The sequence below is a fragment of the Streptomyces sp. NPDC101151 genome, from assembly GCF_044768335.1.
In the GTDB taxonomy this organism is placed as follows: domain Bacteria; phylum Actinomycetota; class Actinomycetes; order Streptomycetales; family Streptomycetaceae; genus Streptomyces.
The window spans coordinates 69200-84630 of record NZ_JBIWPP010000034.1 but is presented as its reverse complement, the minus strand read 5'-3'; the positions used below and the strand labels follow the sequence as shown (position 1 = coordinate 84630).

Annotated in this window: 12 protein-coding genes, 1 tRNA gene and 3 pseudogenes; 10 read left to right on the top strand and 6 right to left on the bottom strand. The window is 66.4% G+C overall.

Annotated elements, in window-relative coordinates; genetic code table 11:
• Nucleotides 1-93: 93 nt before the first annotated feature.
• The 4 genes and pseudogenes from ACIRU3_RS38220 to ACIRU3_RS38205 all read left to right on the top strand — a co-directional run.
• A pseudogene (locus ACIRU3_RS38220) lies at nt 94-216 on the top strand (IS5/IS1182 family transposase); the annotation flags it as partial.
• Between the two features lie 493 nt (nt 217-709).
• A complete protein-coding gene (locus ACIRU3_RS38215) occupies nt 710-1480 on the top strand; it encodes a hypothetical protein (RefSeq protein ID WP_404066753.1) in 771 nt (256 codons plus the stop codon).
• 836 nt (nt 1481-2316) lie between these two features.
• Nucleotides 2317-2397, top strand: a tRNA-OTHER gene (locus ACIRU3_RS38210).
• Nucleotides 2398-2651: 254 nt separating this feature from the next.
• Nucleotides 2652-3413 carry a DUF3592 domain-containing protein gene (locus tag ACIRU3_RS38205; protein ID WP_404066751.1) on the top strand — a complete coding sequence of 254 codons (762 nt, stop codon included), beginning with the start codon at nt 2652-2654 and terminating at the stop codon, nt 3411-3413.
• A gap of 264 nt (nt 3414-3677) precedes the next feature.
• Here the strand turns inward: ACIRU3_RS38205 and ACIRU3_RS38200 are convergent, their stop codons facing one another.
• The 4 genes and pseudogenes from ACIRU3_RS38200 to ACIRU3_RS38185 all read right to left on the bottom strand — a co-directional run bounded on the left by ACIRU3_RS38200 (nt 3678) and on the right by ACIRU3_RS38185 (nt 5330).
• Complete coding sequence (locus tag ACIRU3_RS38200) at nt 3678-3854, bottom strand: hypothetical protein (RefSeq protein WP_404066748.1); 177 nt, start codon at nt 3852-3854, stop codon at nt 3678-3680.
• Nucleotides 3855-4054: 200 nt separating this feature from the next.
• Nucleotides 4055-4736 (bottom strand): annotated as a pseudogene (locus ACIRU3_RS38195) (tyrosine-type recombinase/integrase); the annotation flags it as partial.
• Nucleotides 4735-5184: a hypothetical protein gene (locus tag ACIRU3_RS38190; RefSeq protein ID WP_404066745.1), complete on the bottom strand. Its 450-nt coding sequence runs from the start codon at nt 5182-5184 to the stop codon at nt 4735-4737. The pseudogene ACIRU3_RS38195 and the gene ACIRU3_RS38190, both read right to left, overlap by 2 nt.
• The gene (locus ACIRU3_RS38185) at nt 5151-5330 is read right to left on the bottom strand and encodes a hypothetical protein (RefSeq protein ID WP_404066763.1); all 180 of its coding nucleotides are present in this window, start codon (nt 5328-5330) and stop codon (nt 5151-5153) included. Before ACIRU3_RS38185 ends, ACIRU3_RS38190 begins: the two co-directional genes overlap by 34 nt.
• A 515-nt stretch (nt 5331-5845) precedes the next feature.
• Here ACIRU3_RS38185 and ACIRU3_RS38180 point away from each other — a divergent pair.
• The 3 genes and pseudogenes from ACIRU3_RS38180 to ACIRU3_RS38170 all read left to right on the top strand — a co-directional run.
• Nucleotides 5846-7099 carry an IS256 family transposase gene (locus ACIRU3_RS38180; protein WP_404066742.1) on the top strand — a complete coding sequence of 418 codons (1254 nt, stop codon included), beginning with the start codon at nt 5846-5848 and terminating at the stop codon, nt 7097-7099.
• Between the two features lie 12 nt (nt 7100-7111).
• The gene (locus ACIRU3_RS38175; protein ID WP_404066739.1) at nt 7112-7435 is read left to right on the top strand and encodes a hypothetical protein; all 324 of its coding nucleotides are present in this window, start codon (nt 7112-7114) and stop codon (nt 7433-7435) included.
• Between the two features lie 31 nt (nt 7436-7466).
• A pseudogene (locus tag ACIRU3_RS38170) lies at nt 7467-7721 on the top strand (IS256 family transposase); the annotation flags it as partial.
• A 48-nt stretch (nt 7722-7769) separates the two neighbouring features.
• Here ACIRU3_RS38170 and ACIRU3_RS38165 read toward each other — a convergent pair.
• Together ACIRU3_RS38165 and ACIRU3_RS38160 are read right to left on the bottom strand one after the other, a co-directional pair.
• Entirely contained in the window at nt 7770-8714 is a 945-nt protein-coding gene (locus ACIRU3_RS38165) for a methylenetetrahydrofolate reductase (RefSeq protein ID WP_404066737.1), read from the bottom strand.
• 153 nt (nt 8715-8867) lie between these two features.
• Entirely contained in the window at nt 8868-11663 is a 2796-nt protein-coding gene (locus tag ACIRU3_RS38160) for an AAA family ATPase (RefSeq protein ID WP_404066734.1), read from the bottom strand.
• Between the two features lie 211 nt (nt 11664-11874).
• Between ACIRU3_RS38160 and ACIRU3_RS38155 the strand changes: the two genes are divergently transcribed.
• The 3 genes from ACIRU3_RS38155 (at nt 11875) to ACIRU3_RS38145 (ending at nt 15324) form a co-directional block, all read left to right on the top strand.
• Complete coding sequence (locus ACIRU3_RS38155; RefSeq protein ID WP_404066731.1) at nt 11875-13074, top strand: epoxide hydrolase family protein; 1200 nt, start codon at nt 11875-11877, stop codon at nt 13072-13074.
• A 595-nt stretch (nt 13075-13669) separates the two neighbouring features.
• Entirely contained in the window at nt 13670-14140 is a 471-nt protein-coding gene (locus ACIRU3_RS38150) for a GNAT family N-acetyltransferase (RefSeq protein ID WP_404066729.1), read from the top strand.
• Nucleotides 14141-14766: 626 nt separating this feature from the next.
• Nucleotides 14767-15324, top strand: a complete 558-nt coding sequence (locus tag ACIRU3_RS38145) for a GNAT family N-acetyltransferase (RefSeq protein ID WP_404066726.1) — start codon at nt 14767-14769, stop codon at nt 15322-15324.
• Nucleotides 15325-15431: the final 107 nt, after the last annotated feature.

The following is a 15431-nucleotide window of genomic DNA, read 5'->3' as shown; positions in this document are numbered from 1 at the left end:
TGACCGGGAAACCGTCATGTCCGGTTCGGCGGGAGGCCGCGTGGAACAGGACTCGCCCCACGGCGAGCACCTCGCCGCGCGGCCGACCCAACCGCCTGGCTGCACGGATTCCGCCGCCTGCGGATCCGCTGGGAACGACGCGACGACATCCACGAAGCCTTCCTCGGCCTCGCCACCTGCCTGATCACCCACCGACACGTCCGACGCCTTTGTTAGGACCTCTTAGCCCGCTGTAGAGCTGCCGGCGCCTAACTGCGTGACAACGCCGACGGACAGCGACGGACAACCGTGCACACCTGTGGACCATCGCAGCAGGTGAGAGGCATAGCGACCCAAGGCCAGGTGCCTGCCCAAGTTGCTTCGGGACGAAGCGGTCGCTTCGTTAGGGTGCGCCACGTGATGAACGCCGCCCTCACCTGCCAGATGCAGCCAGGCCCTGAAACCCGGCGGCTTCATCTTGCCGCGCGTGGGACGACAGCCAGCGGGGCCCGCCGGTCGCTGCACAGCGTCGGTCGGCACGTCTGATGGAGCGACTGATGGGCGGAAGGAACTCTCTGGTCCGTGCGAGGGTGTCCGAGGCCGGCTGCTAGAGCGGCGATCCGCCCAGAGACCGGACCTAGCGGCCCATCGCGGCACGAACCCAGGTTACATTGTGTGCCCGCCCTGCTGCAGAAGTGCGCGCAAAAACTAGGCAGGCGATAATCGCCTCATGAGCATCCAGCTCACCATAGCCGCCATCTCAGCCGTCGTTGCCCTCGTGAGCATAGTGTTGAGCTCCCGAGCGGCAAGGCAGCAATCCATCCTATCGGCGGAGCTCGAAAGGCAATCCGCCGAGCTCGCTCGAGAGGCAAAGCGGCATGACATTATGAGCCGCTTTCGAGATCCCTTGTTGTGGTCGGCATTCGACTTGCAATCACGGGTCTATAATATCGAGACGCAACATTTCCTCCGATCCTACGGAATTTCCCCGGTGGCGCGAGAGAGGGAGTACGCCCGCCACAACACCTTGTTCGTCATCTGTGAATATTTGGGTTGGGTGGAAATTATACGGCGACGAATCCGTTTCTTGGACCTCGGAAGTCGAGAAGATAACCGCAAGCTCATTTCACTACTGACGGAAATCAGTGAAATATTCAGTACGAGCGTTTACCAGGATCGCCGCTTCCGTGTATTGCGGGGTGAGCAGCGAGCCCTCGGCGAGCTGGCGATCAGCAACATCGGGCATGCGGAGTCATGTCTCGGGTATGCCGAATTCTGCAAGCGGCTCGAAATCGATTCGGAATTCACAAAGTGGACTCAAGGTCTAGCGCGAGACATTGAAACCTTGATTGGAAGCTCCGAATTACCCCGCCGACTCGTCGATCTACAAGGCGCCTTGATAAACTTGATAAACTTCCTTGATCCTCACGCGGAGCGGATCCCCGAAACCCAACGGTCTCGACTCGAGTCCAGCTCCAAAGATAGGCGGGGCGGTACGTAGCGCTTCTCTCGGTCCGAGCAGGTGCTGGGCAGCCTGCTAGATGATCGTTCGTTCCATGAACGGCTGGTGCAGCAACGCCTGCCGCGAGTTGCCTGGGAGAAGGTACTTCTCCCGAGTGCAGCCAGCTGTCGACGATCTATGGGTAGTCGAGGTCCCATACGTAGGCCGAACTGCCGCCAGCAATGACGGCAGCGACGGCGAACGGCAGCGGCGCTCAACAGCAGAGCACGGTATCGGCCTGGTGCCATCGGCCAAGCGCACCAGGGCCCGCCCGCATCTTCTAAGCTCCTGCCCGCATCGCAGGTCGTGCAGGTCCGTGCCAACTGTGCGCCAAGTCCTGAGCCCAGAGCGCGGGTACAAGGCTGCTTCGGCGTCGGCTCACGAGATCACGCAAAGCCACCACATGAGCCGAGACCCAGCGACATGATGAGCCATCATGAGTCGCCGGCCGCCATCCGAACCCAGCCTGCTCGTCGCGCTCTGGTGGCTGTTGCTTGGCGCCGTCGCTCTCGTCATGTTCCTCGGCGGGATCAACTTCCTGTTCAGCCCGAACGATGAGCCCACTCCATCGCCGACCGTGACTGTCACTGAGACGCAAACTGCGGCACCCGAGGTATCCGACGACATGCCGAGCAGTGTCAGGATGACGGCCTGGCCGTTGTGCCCACACCAACCGTCTGCATCGACGCTCGGGATCGCGGCGTCGTCCTGCGAGACCGCTGGACCCCGTGTGGCCAGTTGCTCGGATACTTTGACGACGAGACGCCAACCCCATAGCGGTACGGGCAGCCAGCGTGGACTAGATGTGGACGACCAACCGCGCCAACGGACGCCAAGCCCCTTGTGACCTGCGGAAACAGTCGAGACCGAAGCGCCCTCCGGAGCCGTGTGCGCAGGTTCGAATCCTGCCGGGGGCACCCTTTATGAGGTGCCCAAAGACCCCGCCATCAGCAAGAACGCTGAGGACGGGGTCTTCGCGTATGTGCAGACGTATGCCGCCTGAAGCGGCCGTATGTCGGGGTCTGTGGACGAGGCGTGGACGGGATCTTGGGGCATCGTCGCAGGTGAAGCCCGGAAACGGACGACGCCTCCGACACGGAACGGCCAGGTACTACTACAACCAGCGCGGCAGCCGGTGAGTCTCACCCCGTAACGAGGTGTGGAGGCGCAGATGGATGAGCGCAAATCCGTGCTGAGCGACGGCCGGGACGAGTACGGCTCGCCCTTGGGGTGGGGGGCGCTGGCGGTCGTCGTGGCCGTCGTGGTGTGGATGGCGTTCGGGCCGTTTGGGCCGCTGTGGCTCTATGTTCTCGAGTGGGCGGTGGCACTGACTGCAGCGGACGGTATCTCCAGGCTGGCACGCCGCCAGGGCTCGGCCATTCCTTCGCCGGTCCAGCTCGTCGCTGGGCTGCTGCGGCTCGGACCGGAATCGTGTCTGGTGGCGCCCCGCTGGGCCAAAGCCCGATTGGCTGCCGGGGGTTTCCTGATGTTCGCCACCATTGCCGGAGTCGCGGGGTGGGAGGCCGGTCAGGAGTACCAAGTGCTGGCGAACCTCCGGGACCATGGCCGCAGGACCGACGCGACCGTAGTCGAGATCACCAGCCGGTCAGAGGAAGGCTGGGCGACCTCCGTGACCGTCCGCTTCGACACACCGTCCGGCCCCGTGCGCGCGGATGTCGATCTCACACCCAGCTCAACAGACCATGCGAAGTCGGGAGATCACATACCCGTCGCATATTACCTGGCGCACCCCACCGAGGTCCGCCACGTCGCGTACCTCGACGGACGCGACGCCGACGGAATTCTGCAAGGAGCGATCGTGATCGGGTTGCTCGCGGCGGCCTTTCTGGTGGGTACCACCAGGGAGGTGCTCCGTACCAAGCGGCAAACGGAACCAGGTGAGACGCCGAGCATCCACCGCCCCAGGACCTGAACGGCCCGACGCAACTCGTGATCACAGATCACACCTCAACGCTTCAGCCCGGTCCTGCCGACCCGACAGACCACCACGCAGTGATGAGACCCGGGAAACGACCGGGCCCCTGGACAGAACGCCCGGGGGCCTCGGACACGGGCAGGCTGCGTTTCATTCGTACTTGCGAAGCAGGTCCTCGATGCGCCGGCTGCCGGACAGCAAGTCCCTCACGCCGATGAGTCGCCCACCCACGCAGGGGGGCGACTCATCGGGATGCTGTGGTTACAGCGACCGCTCGATCTTCTGCTCCTCGACCTGCTCTTCCGCTTGGGTCTTCTCGTCGCGGACGGTGTACCTCGCCTGGGGCGGCTCACCCTGGATACGCCGGATCTCTCCGGTGTGCTTCTGGTTGTCCTGCCCCTGGTACTGCACACGATCGCCCTTGTTGAACTGCGTCACTGTCTCCACCTTCCGAAACTGACTTGCACGGGTTCGCCTGTCTGAAGTGCGAGACCCGCCGCGCATCCGCTCTGAGCGCGGGGCGCAGTGTCATGACACCGCGACTCATCCGCCGCAGCGACCGCTATGGGCTGAACGGGGTAACGCGGTCCACGTTTGCCGGCTTGCTGCCTGGGGCCTCGGTGTTGGTGCAGGACGCCTCACTCGTACTCGCGGAGCAGATCCTCGATTCGCCGGTTGGCGACGTCCTGCCGTCCATCAAGGCACTTCGCGTACCGGGTCAACAGGACCTCAACGCTGTTGCCGGCGCGCTCGGCCAACCTTCGTGGGATCGACTCCGGCGTTGAGCCACGTCGACAGCGCCGAGTGCCGAAGGTCGTACGGCCTACTCGCGAGCGGCGAGGCCGCGATGGCTGGCGGAAGCGCCAGGCGCCGAGCCTCTTGCCACACGCGGTAGTAGGTCGAGGACGGGACGATCGAGCCCTTCTCGCTGAAGAAGAGCCTCCCATCTTCCGCCGTGCCGAACGTGGCGAGGTGATCGTGCAGTACTGCGACGAGCTGAGGCGGAATGGGCACACGCCGAACGTCCTCGGTCGGCCGATTCTTCAGTCCGCGGTCGTCGTGGGTCTCCCCCGAGTCGGTCCACTGCTTGCCGACCGAAGGACGAGTCCGGTGGAGCAGCGCCGATCCCCAGCCCTGTTTCGGGAGGACAAGGTCAGTCTCGACCAGGCCGACCGCCTCAGCAGGACGCAGACCACCGAAGTACATCGCTGCGAAGAGCCCGACGAGGCACCGGCCGCGAGCACACCGGTAGCCGCCCACGTAGGACACTGCCGCCAGGAGATTGCGAGCCTGCTCCGGGTTGGCGACAACGCGCGGATCATTCAGCTGGACATCCGCGCCTTCTTTCCCTCCTATAGAGATGCGTGCGGACGGGCCAGGTAACCGAGACGGGCCTCGTCGTCCTTGAAGGCGTACACGATGCCGGGAGTAGCCGACACAATTCGGACGCCTGTCGTCCTTGGACGTAATCGCGAAGCTCCCCAGCACCGTAGAGGTGCTGGAATGTGTGGCGCTGAGTGAGAATGCCGTCGCCGTACTCAGTGCCCTGGATTTGGTTGCGCTCCCAACGCAACCGCGCTGATACCACGAGCACGGACTTTGTAAGCTCCCAAGCTCGTAGGAGCGTCTCGCGACGTTCAGAAAGGTCCTCAATGACGTTCAGGACATAGGTGAGAAGGACGACATCGGCCGACTTACGCTCTCCCTCTGGAAAGTGCACGGGGTCCCACCCCGTTACATCGAGGCCGAGATGCTGAAGCGCACGCACATCGCCGCCACGCCCGCATCCGTAATCCAACCCCCCACACCCGGCGCCAACTGCAGATCACCAACGGCACGCCGGGCCGGGAGCGACAGGCCGACGCGGCCGATGGCGGTGCCATGTCTGCGGCTGTTCCAAAGCTGCTGTGTCATCGGTGTCCTTTGTAGTTCACGGACAGGCCAGCATGCGCCAGCTCCGAACCTTACGCTGGCATCCTCCGCGATCCGCTCTACGTGCCGCTCTCCCTGTTGGCCCATCACAGCGGACCGCCCGCGCCACATCACCGCGACGCTCAGAGGCAGCAACAGAGGCGCCTCGACCACCGATGGGTCTCGCGTCCGCCACTCAACTTATCGGACTGACGAAACGGCCCGCCAAGAATCGGCGGGCCGTATCCGACCCTCGCAGCAAGTCCTGCAAGCACAAGGACCCACCCAGTCGGGCTCGTCTGAGAGTTACGGACGGTGACCGTCCCATAGGAACAGTTCCCGTTCCTCGGCCACCTGCTCTACAAGATGCGACATGGCCTGCAGCATGTTTGCCACGAGCAATGCTCATGACCTGTGGATCGGCCTTGGGTTGGACGCGGAGGGCGTACCTTCCCGAGTGATCGACTTCTGGTCATCGAGTAGGCCGACGTTGCACCGTCGGTCGGGAAGGCACGCCCGTGCTGAGCGTAGTGAATGCAGATGGAACGACCGAGACCGGCTCTCTGATCGACGACATCGTCCGTGAGGGTGCAAGGCGGATGCTGGCCGCCGCGCTGGAGGCCGAAGTCGACGCCTATATAGCCGAGTTGGCTGGCGAGCGCGACGAGCACGGGTGCCGTCTGGTGGTCCGCAACGGCCACCACCAGCCGCGGAAGGTCACCACCGCGGCCGGGACAGTCGAGGTGAAAGCCCCGCGCGTGAACGACAGGCGCGTCGACGAGGCGACGGGTGAGCGCAAGCGGTTCTCCTCGGCGATCCCGCCGCCCTGGTGCCGCAAGTCCCCGAAGATCAGCGAGGTGCTGCCGCTGCTCTACCTGCACGGCCTGTCCACCGGCGACTTCGTGCCCGCCCTGGAGCAGTTTCTGGACAGCTCCGCCGGGCTCTCCCCGGCGACCGTCACGCGGCTCACCCAGCAGTGGCAGGCCGACCACACCGCGTTCGGCGAGCGCGACCTGGCGGGGGCCGACTACGTCTACGTCTGGGCCGACGGCATCCACCTGCGCATCCGCCTGCGCGAGGCCAGGTCATGTGTGCTGGTATTGATGGGCGTTCGCGCCGATGGCACCAAGGAACTGATCGCCATGGCCGACGGCTACCGCGAATCGGCCGGCTCCTGGGCCGACTTGCTGCGGGACGCCCAGCGACGCGGCATGCGTGCCCCCGTCCTCGCGGTCGGCGACGGAGCCCTGGGCTTCTGGAAGGCGATCAGCGAGGTGTTCCCCGCCACTCGGCATCAGAGGTGCTGGGTTCACAAGACCGCCAATGTCGCGAACGCCCTGCCGAAGTCCGCGCAGCCCGGCGCGAAGAAGGTTCTGCAGGAGTTCTACAACGCCGAAGATCGCGACCACGCGCTCACGGCCATCACTGCGTTCGAGAAGGCATACGGCGCGAAGTTCCCCAAGGCCGTCAAGAAGATCACCGACGACTCGGACGAGCTGCTGGCGTTCTACGACTTCCCGGCCGAGCACTGGATCCACCTGCGGACCACGAATCCCATTGAGTCGACCTTCGCCACCGTCCGGCTGCGGACCAAGGTCACCCGTGGGGCCGGCAGCGCGGCCGCTGCCCTGGCCATGGTCTTCAAGCTCGTCGAGTCCGCCCAGCAACGGTGGCGGGCGGTCAACGCACCTCACCTGGTCGCCCTCGTCCGAGCCGGCGCCCGCTTCGAACGCGGCCACCTCGTCGAACGCCCCGATCCCCTGGCGGCCTAGGGTGACCCCACGATGACCATTCACGACATCTACGGGACCAAGACCCGCACGGCAAAGGAGCTGGCCGGGCTGCTCGCGCCACTCCTCAACCTGACCTTCGCCGAGCACGACAGCTACTTCCGCGGCGAATACCTCAAGGCCGAGGCAGGGGGCGCTGAGATCGAGATCCAGCCCAACGCAATCCCTGGAGACGACGAAGAAGACGATCTCTACGCTTCGGAGCACGCAGCATTCCAGACCCTCGTGCTGGTCACTGCACCGGCATTGGACAGCGTGCTCAACGGCACCCTGACCTCCATCGAAGGGCTCGAAGCACTGGCCCATGAAGCGTTCTGATCCGTTGATCCACAACTATTGACAATTACTCCCGAGCGCGCACTGGATCCACCTGCGTACCACGAACCCGATCGAGTCGACCTTCTCCACTGTGCGGCTGCGCACCAAGGTCACCCGTGGCGCCGGGTCGCGGTCGGCCGCTCTGGCGATGACGTTCAAGCTGATCGAGTCCGCCCAGGAACGCTGGCGCGCGGTCAATGCGCCGCGCCTGGTCGCCCTCGTGCTAGCCGGAGCCCGCTTCAAGCGTGGCGTCCTCGTCGAACGGGAGGACGCCAGCGCGGCCTGAGCCGCGTCCCGATCGCGGGATTCGACAGCCGCACGTTCGTGCCCGGCTTCACACCGAGGGTGTACCTCGTCCGAGCAGCCTGCTGAGCTCGTGGGCCAGGGCGACCGAAGCGTCGATCTCGACCTTGCGGATGGACACGCTCTCCACGAGGAAGCCGAACGGCATGCCGAGCTTGCGGCAGAAGGCGATCAGGTCCCGGGCGTTCGCCAAGCAGTGCTGGTATGACTCGGCCAGGGTGTCGTCCGCATGGCGCAGGGAGTTCTCCAGCCAGCGCGGGACGTCGACGCCGAGCCATTGGAGGAACGCCAGCGTCTTCACCGAGCCGCACACCGAGAGCGTGAACAGGACGGGCCTCGGTTCGAGGTCCCGCTCGCGGCAGGCGTAGTAGTAGTCGGAGACCATGCTTTTCGCCGCGTCGGCGCTGTAGATGACCTGCGAGATGAAGTACGCGCATCCGGCCACCTGCTTGGCGACGAGCCGCAGATGCTCCTGGGGGCGTTCGGTGATGGCCACGGCACCGAGCAGCAGGTCTGCGCGGACATCGCGGCGCAGGTCCTGCGCCTCGGACAGGCCGGTCCGCACCGCCTTCCCCTTCGAGGACGCGCCGACGAAGACGCCGAGCAGCCGGTCGGCGTCGGCCGTCCGCAGCCAGGTCCGCAGCTCCGTCTGGGAGTACTTGCCGACGCACCGGTAGACGACCACCGGGCGGTTCCACTTGCCGAGATAGTCCGCGTGGTACACGGCAGGGTCGATGGTCGGCAGGTACGGAAACGGCCGCTGCGCCGGATTACGGTCGCTCTCATCGTCGATGTCGTACAGCGCCAGACCGTCGACATCGAGGGACTCCAACCGTGCCAGGGTGGCTGCGGTGATCTCCCGGATCCGCTCGGGAGTGTTGCTCAGGCGGGGCGGCGTGATGCCGAACAACAGGACACCGCTGTCGGCATCGGCCACCCGGCTTCGGAGATCTGTGCCGTCGCTCTGGTTCGCCATGACGCGGAAGTTAGCAGCGCATCCGCCATACGGCAGGCGAACACCACCCTGTGAGACGGGACTCGGTTCTGAACCAACTGACGTCCGGCCGCGCGGACCAGATCCACAGGATCTGACAATTGCTCGGCCTGCGGCTGACGAGGAGCCTGCGGGTCAGGCCCCCGACGTCCCCGGTCTCGGAGGAGACAGCGCTGAGCGAAGGTGCCTGCGGGAACTCACGCCGAGCTTGGCGAACACGTTCCCGAGGTGCCACTCCACCGTGCGGGGGCTGATGAACAACTGGGCACCGATCTCGGAGTTGGTGTGGTCTCCGGCCAGCCCGGCGATCTGGGCTTCTTGTCCGGTGAGTTCGGCGACGGCGCCGGCCGTTCGCTTGCGTACGGTTTCTCCGGTCGCCAGGAGTTCCCTGCGGGCGCGTTCGGCGAAGCCGTCGGCTCCGAACCGGCTGAACGCCTCGTGGGCGGAGCGTAGTTGAGTACGGCTCTCCTGACGGCGGTTCTGGCGCCGCAGCCACTCGCCGTACAGCAGACGCGCGCGGGCCAGCTGGACGGCTATGCGGCAGTGTCCGAGGCGCTCGATCGCCTCCCGGTAGAGCGCATCGGCGGCCTGGGCGTCGCTCAGCAACGCGCGTGAGCAGGCCTCTGTGCCCAGGGCCCACTCGGTCCCGGTCGCGCGTGTGCGTTCGGTGAGATCGTCCAGCGCCGCCTCGCCGGCCTCCCGCTGCCCGCTGCGGGCGGCCGCCTCGATCAGTTCGGTCAGTGCCCACCCGAAGAAGCCCAGATCCTCGTACTGGCATGCACGCGTCGCGGCTGCCAGCGCGGCGTCGTAGCGGCCGAGTCCGTTGTGCAGCAGTGCGGTCGCGTACTCGGCCAGGCTGAGAACGCGCCCCTCACCCCTGGGACGCACTTCTTCGATGGTGGTCTCGATGAGTTCCTGTGCCTGGGACGCCTGTCCTCGCCAGGCGGCGAGAACCAGCGACGTGTACATCATGGGTACGCCGCCCATTTCCTCCGAGATCGCCGTGGCCTCGTCGATCAGAGCCGCTGCGGTGTCGAATTCGCCGGCGTGGACGTGGGAGCACGCCTGGTAGGTCAGCGCCATCGGGAGGACGGCGAGCGCCCCCGCCTCGCGGGCGAGGCCGACGGCGCCCAGCGCCAGCTCATGCCACGCGTCGTCGTCCCACAGCTCAGGTGCGAGAGGCTCGGGTGTCACCCGGAACGCCAGCCACAGCCAGCGCCTTTCCGCATCCGTCGCACCGGTTTTCTGCTCCTGCCGGACGACGTGCAGTGCATGCCTGAGGGCGGCAGCGCCGGTGCCGTAGCCATCGAGGATCCGGCCTGCGATGCCGTCCAGAAGAACATCGACCGTCCGCGGCGGCGTCCGCGGCGGCGGTCCGGCGCGGGCCGCCTCGGCCACCTCCCGCAGCCCGGGTCCGTCGCCCAGACGGCCGGCGAAGATCGCAGCGCCGACCGTGTCCAGGAGGGTGTCGCGGGCAAGGGCGGCGTCGAGAGGTGCCAGCCGGTTTGCCGCGTCGAGCAGGAGCCGCGGCGCGGCGCCGCCACGCACCTGGGAGAACACCAGCCGGGCTCGCAGCCGCTCGAGTCGGGCGCGCTGCAGGTCGTCGAGTGGGCCGGCCTCCGCTACGGCCAGCAGGGTGTGGGCCTGGTCGGCTCCGCCGGCGTCGATGTGGGCCTGAGCGGCGGCCAGTGCGCGGGTGACGCGGCGTGCGGGATCGGGAGTCAGTTCCGTCGACTGCCGCAGGAACGAGGCTGCTGCAGCGATTCCTCCCCTGCCTTGAGCCCGACCGGCCGAGCGCTCCAGGTCGACGGCGACACCCTCGTCGGGCCGGTTGGCGGCGTGAGCGCGGTGCCACGCTCTGCGGTCAGGATCAAGGTGGGGATCGGTGGCTTCTGCCAGCGCCCGGTGCGCCGCCCGGCGTCCCGGCACGGATGCCCTCCGGTAGATGGCCGAGCGCACCAGGGGGTGGCGGAACCGCGCCCTGATACCGAACTCGACCAGTCCCGCGTCCTCGGCCGGCGCTGCGGCATCCACCGGTATCCCCTGCAGAACGGCAGCGCGCCACAGTAGATCCACGTCTCCGGTCGGCTCGGCCGCGGCAGTCAGCAGAAGACGCCGGCTGTCCGCCGGAAGCGATCGGAACTGCTGGTGAACGGCGCTTTCGATGTGACTTGCCAAGGGGCTCCTGCCGGGAAGCCAGAAGCCGCCGGCCAGCTCGGCGGGCGCCAGCGCGTGCGGCAGTTGCAGCAAAGCCATCGGGTTGCCGTGCGTCTCGGCGACGATCCGGTCCCGTACCAGCGGGTCGAGGGGCACGCGTACTGCCGAAGCCAGCAGGGCACGCGCGTCGTGCTCATTCAGGCCCCCGACGATCAGCTCCGGCAGACCGGCCAGCTCACGACCGTCATCGGAATCCCGCAGGGCGAAGATCAAGGCTATCGATTCGGCCACCAGCCGCCTGGCCACGAATGCCAGCACCTGCAGGGACTCCTCATCCAGCCACTGCGCATCGTCGACGAGGCAGGCCAGCGGCCGGTCCTCGGCGGCGCCGGCCAGCAGACCGAGCACAGCCAGGCCCACCAGGAACCGATTCGGCGCCTCGCCCTCCTGTAGTCCGAACGCGACAGACAGTGCTTCGTGCTGCGGACCGGGCAGCTGGTCGAACCGGCCCTGCAAGGAGGCGCAGAGCTGGTGGAGGCTCGCGAAGGGAAGCTCCATCTCCGGCTCGATGCCCGCGATGCCGAGGGTGCGGAACCCGACGGCCCGGCCGGCTGCGTAGTCCAGCAACGCGGTCTTGCCGATCCCGGCCTCGCCGCGCAGGACCAGGACCGCGCTGTGGCCCGCCCGCGCTGTGGCCAGTACCCGCTCCAGCGCGGGCAGCTCCTGACCCCGGCCCCGTAGCACGACCGGCGAATCGATGGCCTGTGCACCCATAGGTTGATCTTCCTGGAACGCCACTTTGATGCGCTTCCTAGACCGTATTCCCTTTCAGGTGCTTTCAGTAGTTACAAGGGAATCGTCCCGCCCCCGGGCCCGGCCACGGGGACACCCCGGGGGTTTCCCTGGGGCGATGCACGCAGACCTGGACGACTGTGGACGAGTCGGCGACACAGGGTCGCCGACCATGCAAGGAGATCAACCCCCCATGTCTGAAACTTCCGCATCGACGATCATCCGGCCGTTCACGTTCGAGTTCCCCGAGGCGGAGCTCCAGGACCTGCGTGCGCGCATCGAGGCGACGCGTTTCCCCGAGAAGGAGACCGTCGCCGACCAGTCCCAGGGCACCCAGCTCGCCACCGTCAAGGAGCTGGCACGCTACTGGGCGACGGAGTACGACTGGCGCAAGGTCGAGGCGCGGCTGAACTCCTACCCGCAGTTCATCACCGAGATCGACGGCCTGGACATCCATTTCCTCCACGTCCGCTCGAAGCACGAGAACGCCCTGCCGGTGATCGTCACGCACGGCTGGCCGGGCTCCGTCATCGAGCAGCTGAAGATCATCGAGCCGCTCACGAACCCGACGGCCCACGGGGGCGACGCCTCGGACGCCTTCCACGTGGTCATCCCGTCGATGCCCGGCTACGGCTTCTCCGGGAAGCCGACCTCCAAGGGCTGGGACCCCGAGCGCATCGCCCGCGCCTGGGGCGAGCTGATGAAGCGCCTGGGCTATACCAAGTACGTCGCACAGGGCGGCGACTGGGGCGCGGTCGTCACCGACCTCATGGGCCTGCAGGAGCCAGAGGGCCTGGTCGGCATCCACACCAACATGCCCAAGGTGATTCCGCCCGCCATCGAGCAGGCCGTCATCGCCGGCAGCCTGCTGCCGTCCGACGTCGTTCTCGCCGATGACGAGGAGAAGCGTGCCGTCGAGCAGCTCGACTTCGTGTACCGGCATGTCTACTACGCCTACATGATGGGCTCACGCCCGCAGTCGCTGACCGCGCTCGCGGACTCGCCGGTCGGCCTGGCGGCCTTCCTGATCGACCACGACAAGGCCAGCCTGGAGCTGATCACCCGGTCCTTCAATGGAGTGAGTGAGGGCCTGACGCGGGACGACGTCCTGGACAACATCACGCTCTTCTGGCTGACGAACACGGCGATCTCCGCGGCCCGCCTCTACGCGGAGAACAAGACTCCGTTCTTCGGTTCGAAGGGCGTCAAGCTCCCGGTCGCCGTGAGCGTCTTCCCCGACGAGCTGTACCAGGCCCCCAAGAGCTGGTCGGAGCAGGCGTACCCGAACCTCGTCCATTACAACAAGCTGCCCAAGGGCGGTCACTTCGCCGCCTGGGAGCAGCCGGAACTCTTCGTCGGGGAACTCCGCGCGGGCTTCCGGTCGCTTCGATAGATGACCGTGTCCGGCCGCCTGCACAGGTGATGGTCGGAGGGGCGGCCGAGGGTACTCGACTCCTGGTCACTCGGCCGCCCGTGTTCCGGCAGACCGAGCCGCGCGGCGGCGCGCGACACATGTCCGACACAGTCTGTGCCGCCAGCGCCCCCGGCGGACTCCCCCGCAGGCCAGGCAGCTGTTCCGAGTGATCGGCGCGGTCACTCCTGAGCCGTGTGCGCAGGTTCGAATCCTGCCGGGGGCACCCGCCTGAGGCGCCCGAAGACCCCGTCACCAGCGAGAACGCTGAGGCCGGGGTCTTGGCGTATGTGCAGGCGTACGCCGCTCGACGCGGCCCTATGACGCGGTCTGTGGACTGTTCGTGGACCGGATCCTGGAGTGTCTGCCCAGGTCACCGGAGCGTCTGCCCAGGTCAAAGGAGCTGCCGCGGAGCGGACACGGCCCGGCGTGCCAGTCCCGTTCCAGCTCCGCTGCGTCGAATACGCTGCGAAGACGTCCAACCTGACGTCCTTGATATTGCGTGCACTGCCGCACGGCGGCGGCTCTTCACGTCGGCCCGGATGGCGCAGCCGCCGGATGCAGGAAGAGGTGTGGCATGAGGTCCCCAGGGGTGCACCTGCGGGAGATCACCGACGACAACCGGGATGCCGTCCGTGCCCTCCGCGTCCGACGCAGCCAGAAGCAGTTCGTCGCCTCCGTGTCCAAGTCGCTCAAGGAGGCGGCAAGGAAACCGGAGGCCAATCCCTGGTACCGCGCCGTGTATATCGGCGACGAGCCAGTCGGCTTCGTGATGCTGTCATGGAAGCCGCCGGCCGGTCCTTACAAAGGGCGACACTTCATCTGGCGCCTCCTGGTCGACAAGCGGCACCAGAGGCGAGGGATCGGCCGGGAGACGCTCACCCAGATCGCCGCCCTGGTTCGCGCGGACGGCGCCACCGAGCTGCTGACCAGCTACGATCCCGGCGACGGCGAACCGTGGCCCTTCTACCGGAAGTTCGGGTTCCAGCCCACCGGGGAGATCGACGACGGCGAGGTCGTTCTGCGGCTCATGTTCCCCGCTCAGTGAGCTCATACCGCAGACAGTCTTCCGATGGTCACCTTGCCAAGAAGACCAAGCCGCGCCAAACGTCAGCTGAAGCCGCAACGTCAAGCATCAACCGGGGAACGGCACGGACCACGTCGGCGGCCAAGCCAGCCCCGGCGCCGCTCCGCCACAGGTGAGATCAGCACCGGCCTCCAGATCCCCCGAGCCCCACAAGCCGAGGTCCCCTCATGAAAGCGACTCCCGCGAGCTGCTCCCGTTCCATGCCGTCACCCACGTCAGGATCTGGGTTCACCGCCGCGCCGAAGGTGCCGCACCTCGCAACAGGTCCACTTTTCCAGGTGCGTGGTGCTGCGAGATGAGAGGGGAATGCAGCTCTGGGGAGCCGAGCAGCGGTCTTTCCCCGACCGCCGTCGGGGAAAGTGAATTTGTCAATAGCTGTCACTGGACTGGTCTTCCCATTGTCGGCCGTGTGAGACAGGTCTTCCGGTGCAACATCCGGAGCTGGGCACGGCCGTGATCAGCTTCTTAAGGTGAGGCCCCCCTAAAGGCATTGCTGCCGTCTCGCGTGCCGGGGGCGGCATGTGGATCCCCAACGCGATCGGCGTGCCTCTCGGCCTCGCGCGTACTGCAGCGTGATCAAATGGGGCATGGCATCGTCCTGGACCGGTAGACGGGTACGCCTACGCGCTATCGAGCCCGACGACTGGACGGCGTTTGCGCGCTTCGCCGACGATGACGGGCGGGGCGGGAGCCGGCTGGATCTACCGCGGTCCGCCGAGAGCTACCGTGCCTGGGCGAAGGAGCAAGCCGTCGCCAAGTGGGATGACGACCGTTTCCGGTTGGCAGTCGAAACGACGGCCACGAGAGAGCTGGTTGGCACAGTCGGCTCACATCGCACCGGCTCGCGTTCAGGCTGGTTCGAGTTTGATGTCACGATCGGCGCTGACCACCGGCGCCAGGGCTACGGGGCAGAAGCCGTAGCGCTGCTGATGCGCTTCATGTTTGCCGAGCGGCGCTATCACAAATGCCTTGCAGTGGTCTTCGCCCACAACGAGGCATCGCTGGCACTTACTCGTCGGCTCGGCTTCACCGAAGAGGGGCGCTTGCGGGAGCACGTTTTCTTTGCGGGCCGGCACCACGACCTCGTCATGATGGGCATGCTCGCCAACGAGTTCGACCAGCGCCACACGATGAGCGAGCCATAAGCCGGTCATCCAGGTGTGTGCGGAACAGCACTCGAACTTGATCGCGGTTCGCGGTTCGCGGTTAGCGGTTCGCGGGTGGAGACGGCCTGTCATTGAACGCAGGCCTG

What these genes read in the sequence shown, in the direction of transcription:
- ACIRU3_RS38215 (WP_404066753.1), top strand. Translation starts at nt 710, where the DNA reads ATGAGCATCCAGCTCACCATAGCCGCCATCTCAGCCGTCGTTGCCCTC.
- ACIRU3_RS38205 (WP_404066751.1), top strand. Translation starts at nt 2,652, where the DNA reads ATGGATGAGCGCAAATCCGTGCTGAGCGACGGCCGGGACGAGTACGGC.
- ACIRU3_RS38185 (WP_404066763.1), bottom strand. Translation starts at nt 5,330, where the DNA reads ATGACACAGCAGCTTTGGAACAGCCGCAGACATGGCACCGCCATCGGC.
- ACIRU3_RS38175 (WP_404066739.1), top strand. Translation starts at nt 7,112, where the DNA reads ATGACCATTCACGACATCTACGGGACCAAGACCCGCACGGCAAAGGAG.
- ACIRU3_RS38165 (WP_404066737.1), bottom strand. Translation starts at nt 8,714, where the DNA reads ATGGCGAACCAGAGCGACGGCACAGATCTCCGAAGCCGGGTGGCCGAT.
- ACIRU3_RS38160 (WP_404066734.1), bottom strand. Translation starts at nt 11,663, where the DNA reads ATGGGTGCACAGGCCATCGATTCGCCGGTCGTGCTACGGGGCCGGGGT.
- ACIRU3_RS38155 (WP_404066731.1), top strand. Translation starts at nt 11,875, where the DNA reads ATGTCTGAAACTTCCGCATCGACGATCATCCGGCCGTTCACGTTCGAG.
- ACIRU3_RS38150 (WP_404066729.1), top strand. Translation starts at nt 13,670, where the DNA reads ATGAGGTCCCCAGGGGTGCACCTGCGGGAGATCACCGACGACAACCGG.
- ACIRU3_RS38145 (WP_404066726.1), top strand. Translation starts at nt 14,767, where the DNA reads ATGGCATCGTCCTGGACCGGTAGACGGGTACGCCTACGCGCTATCGAG.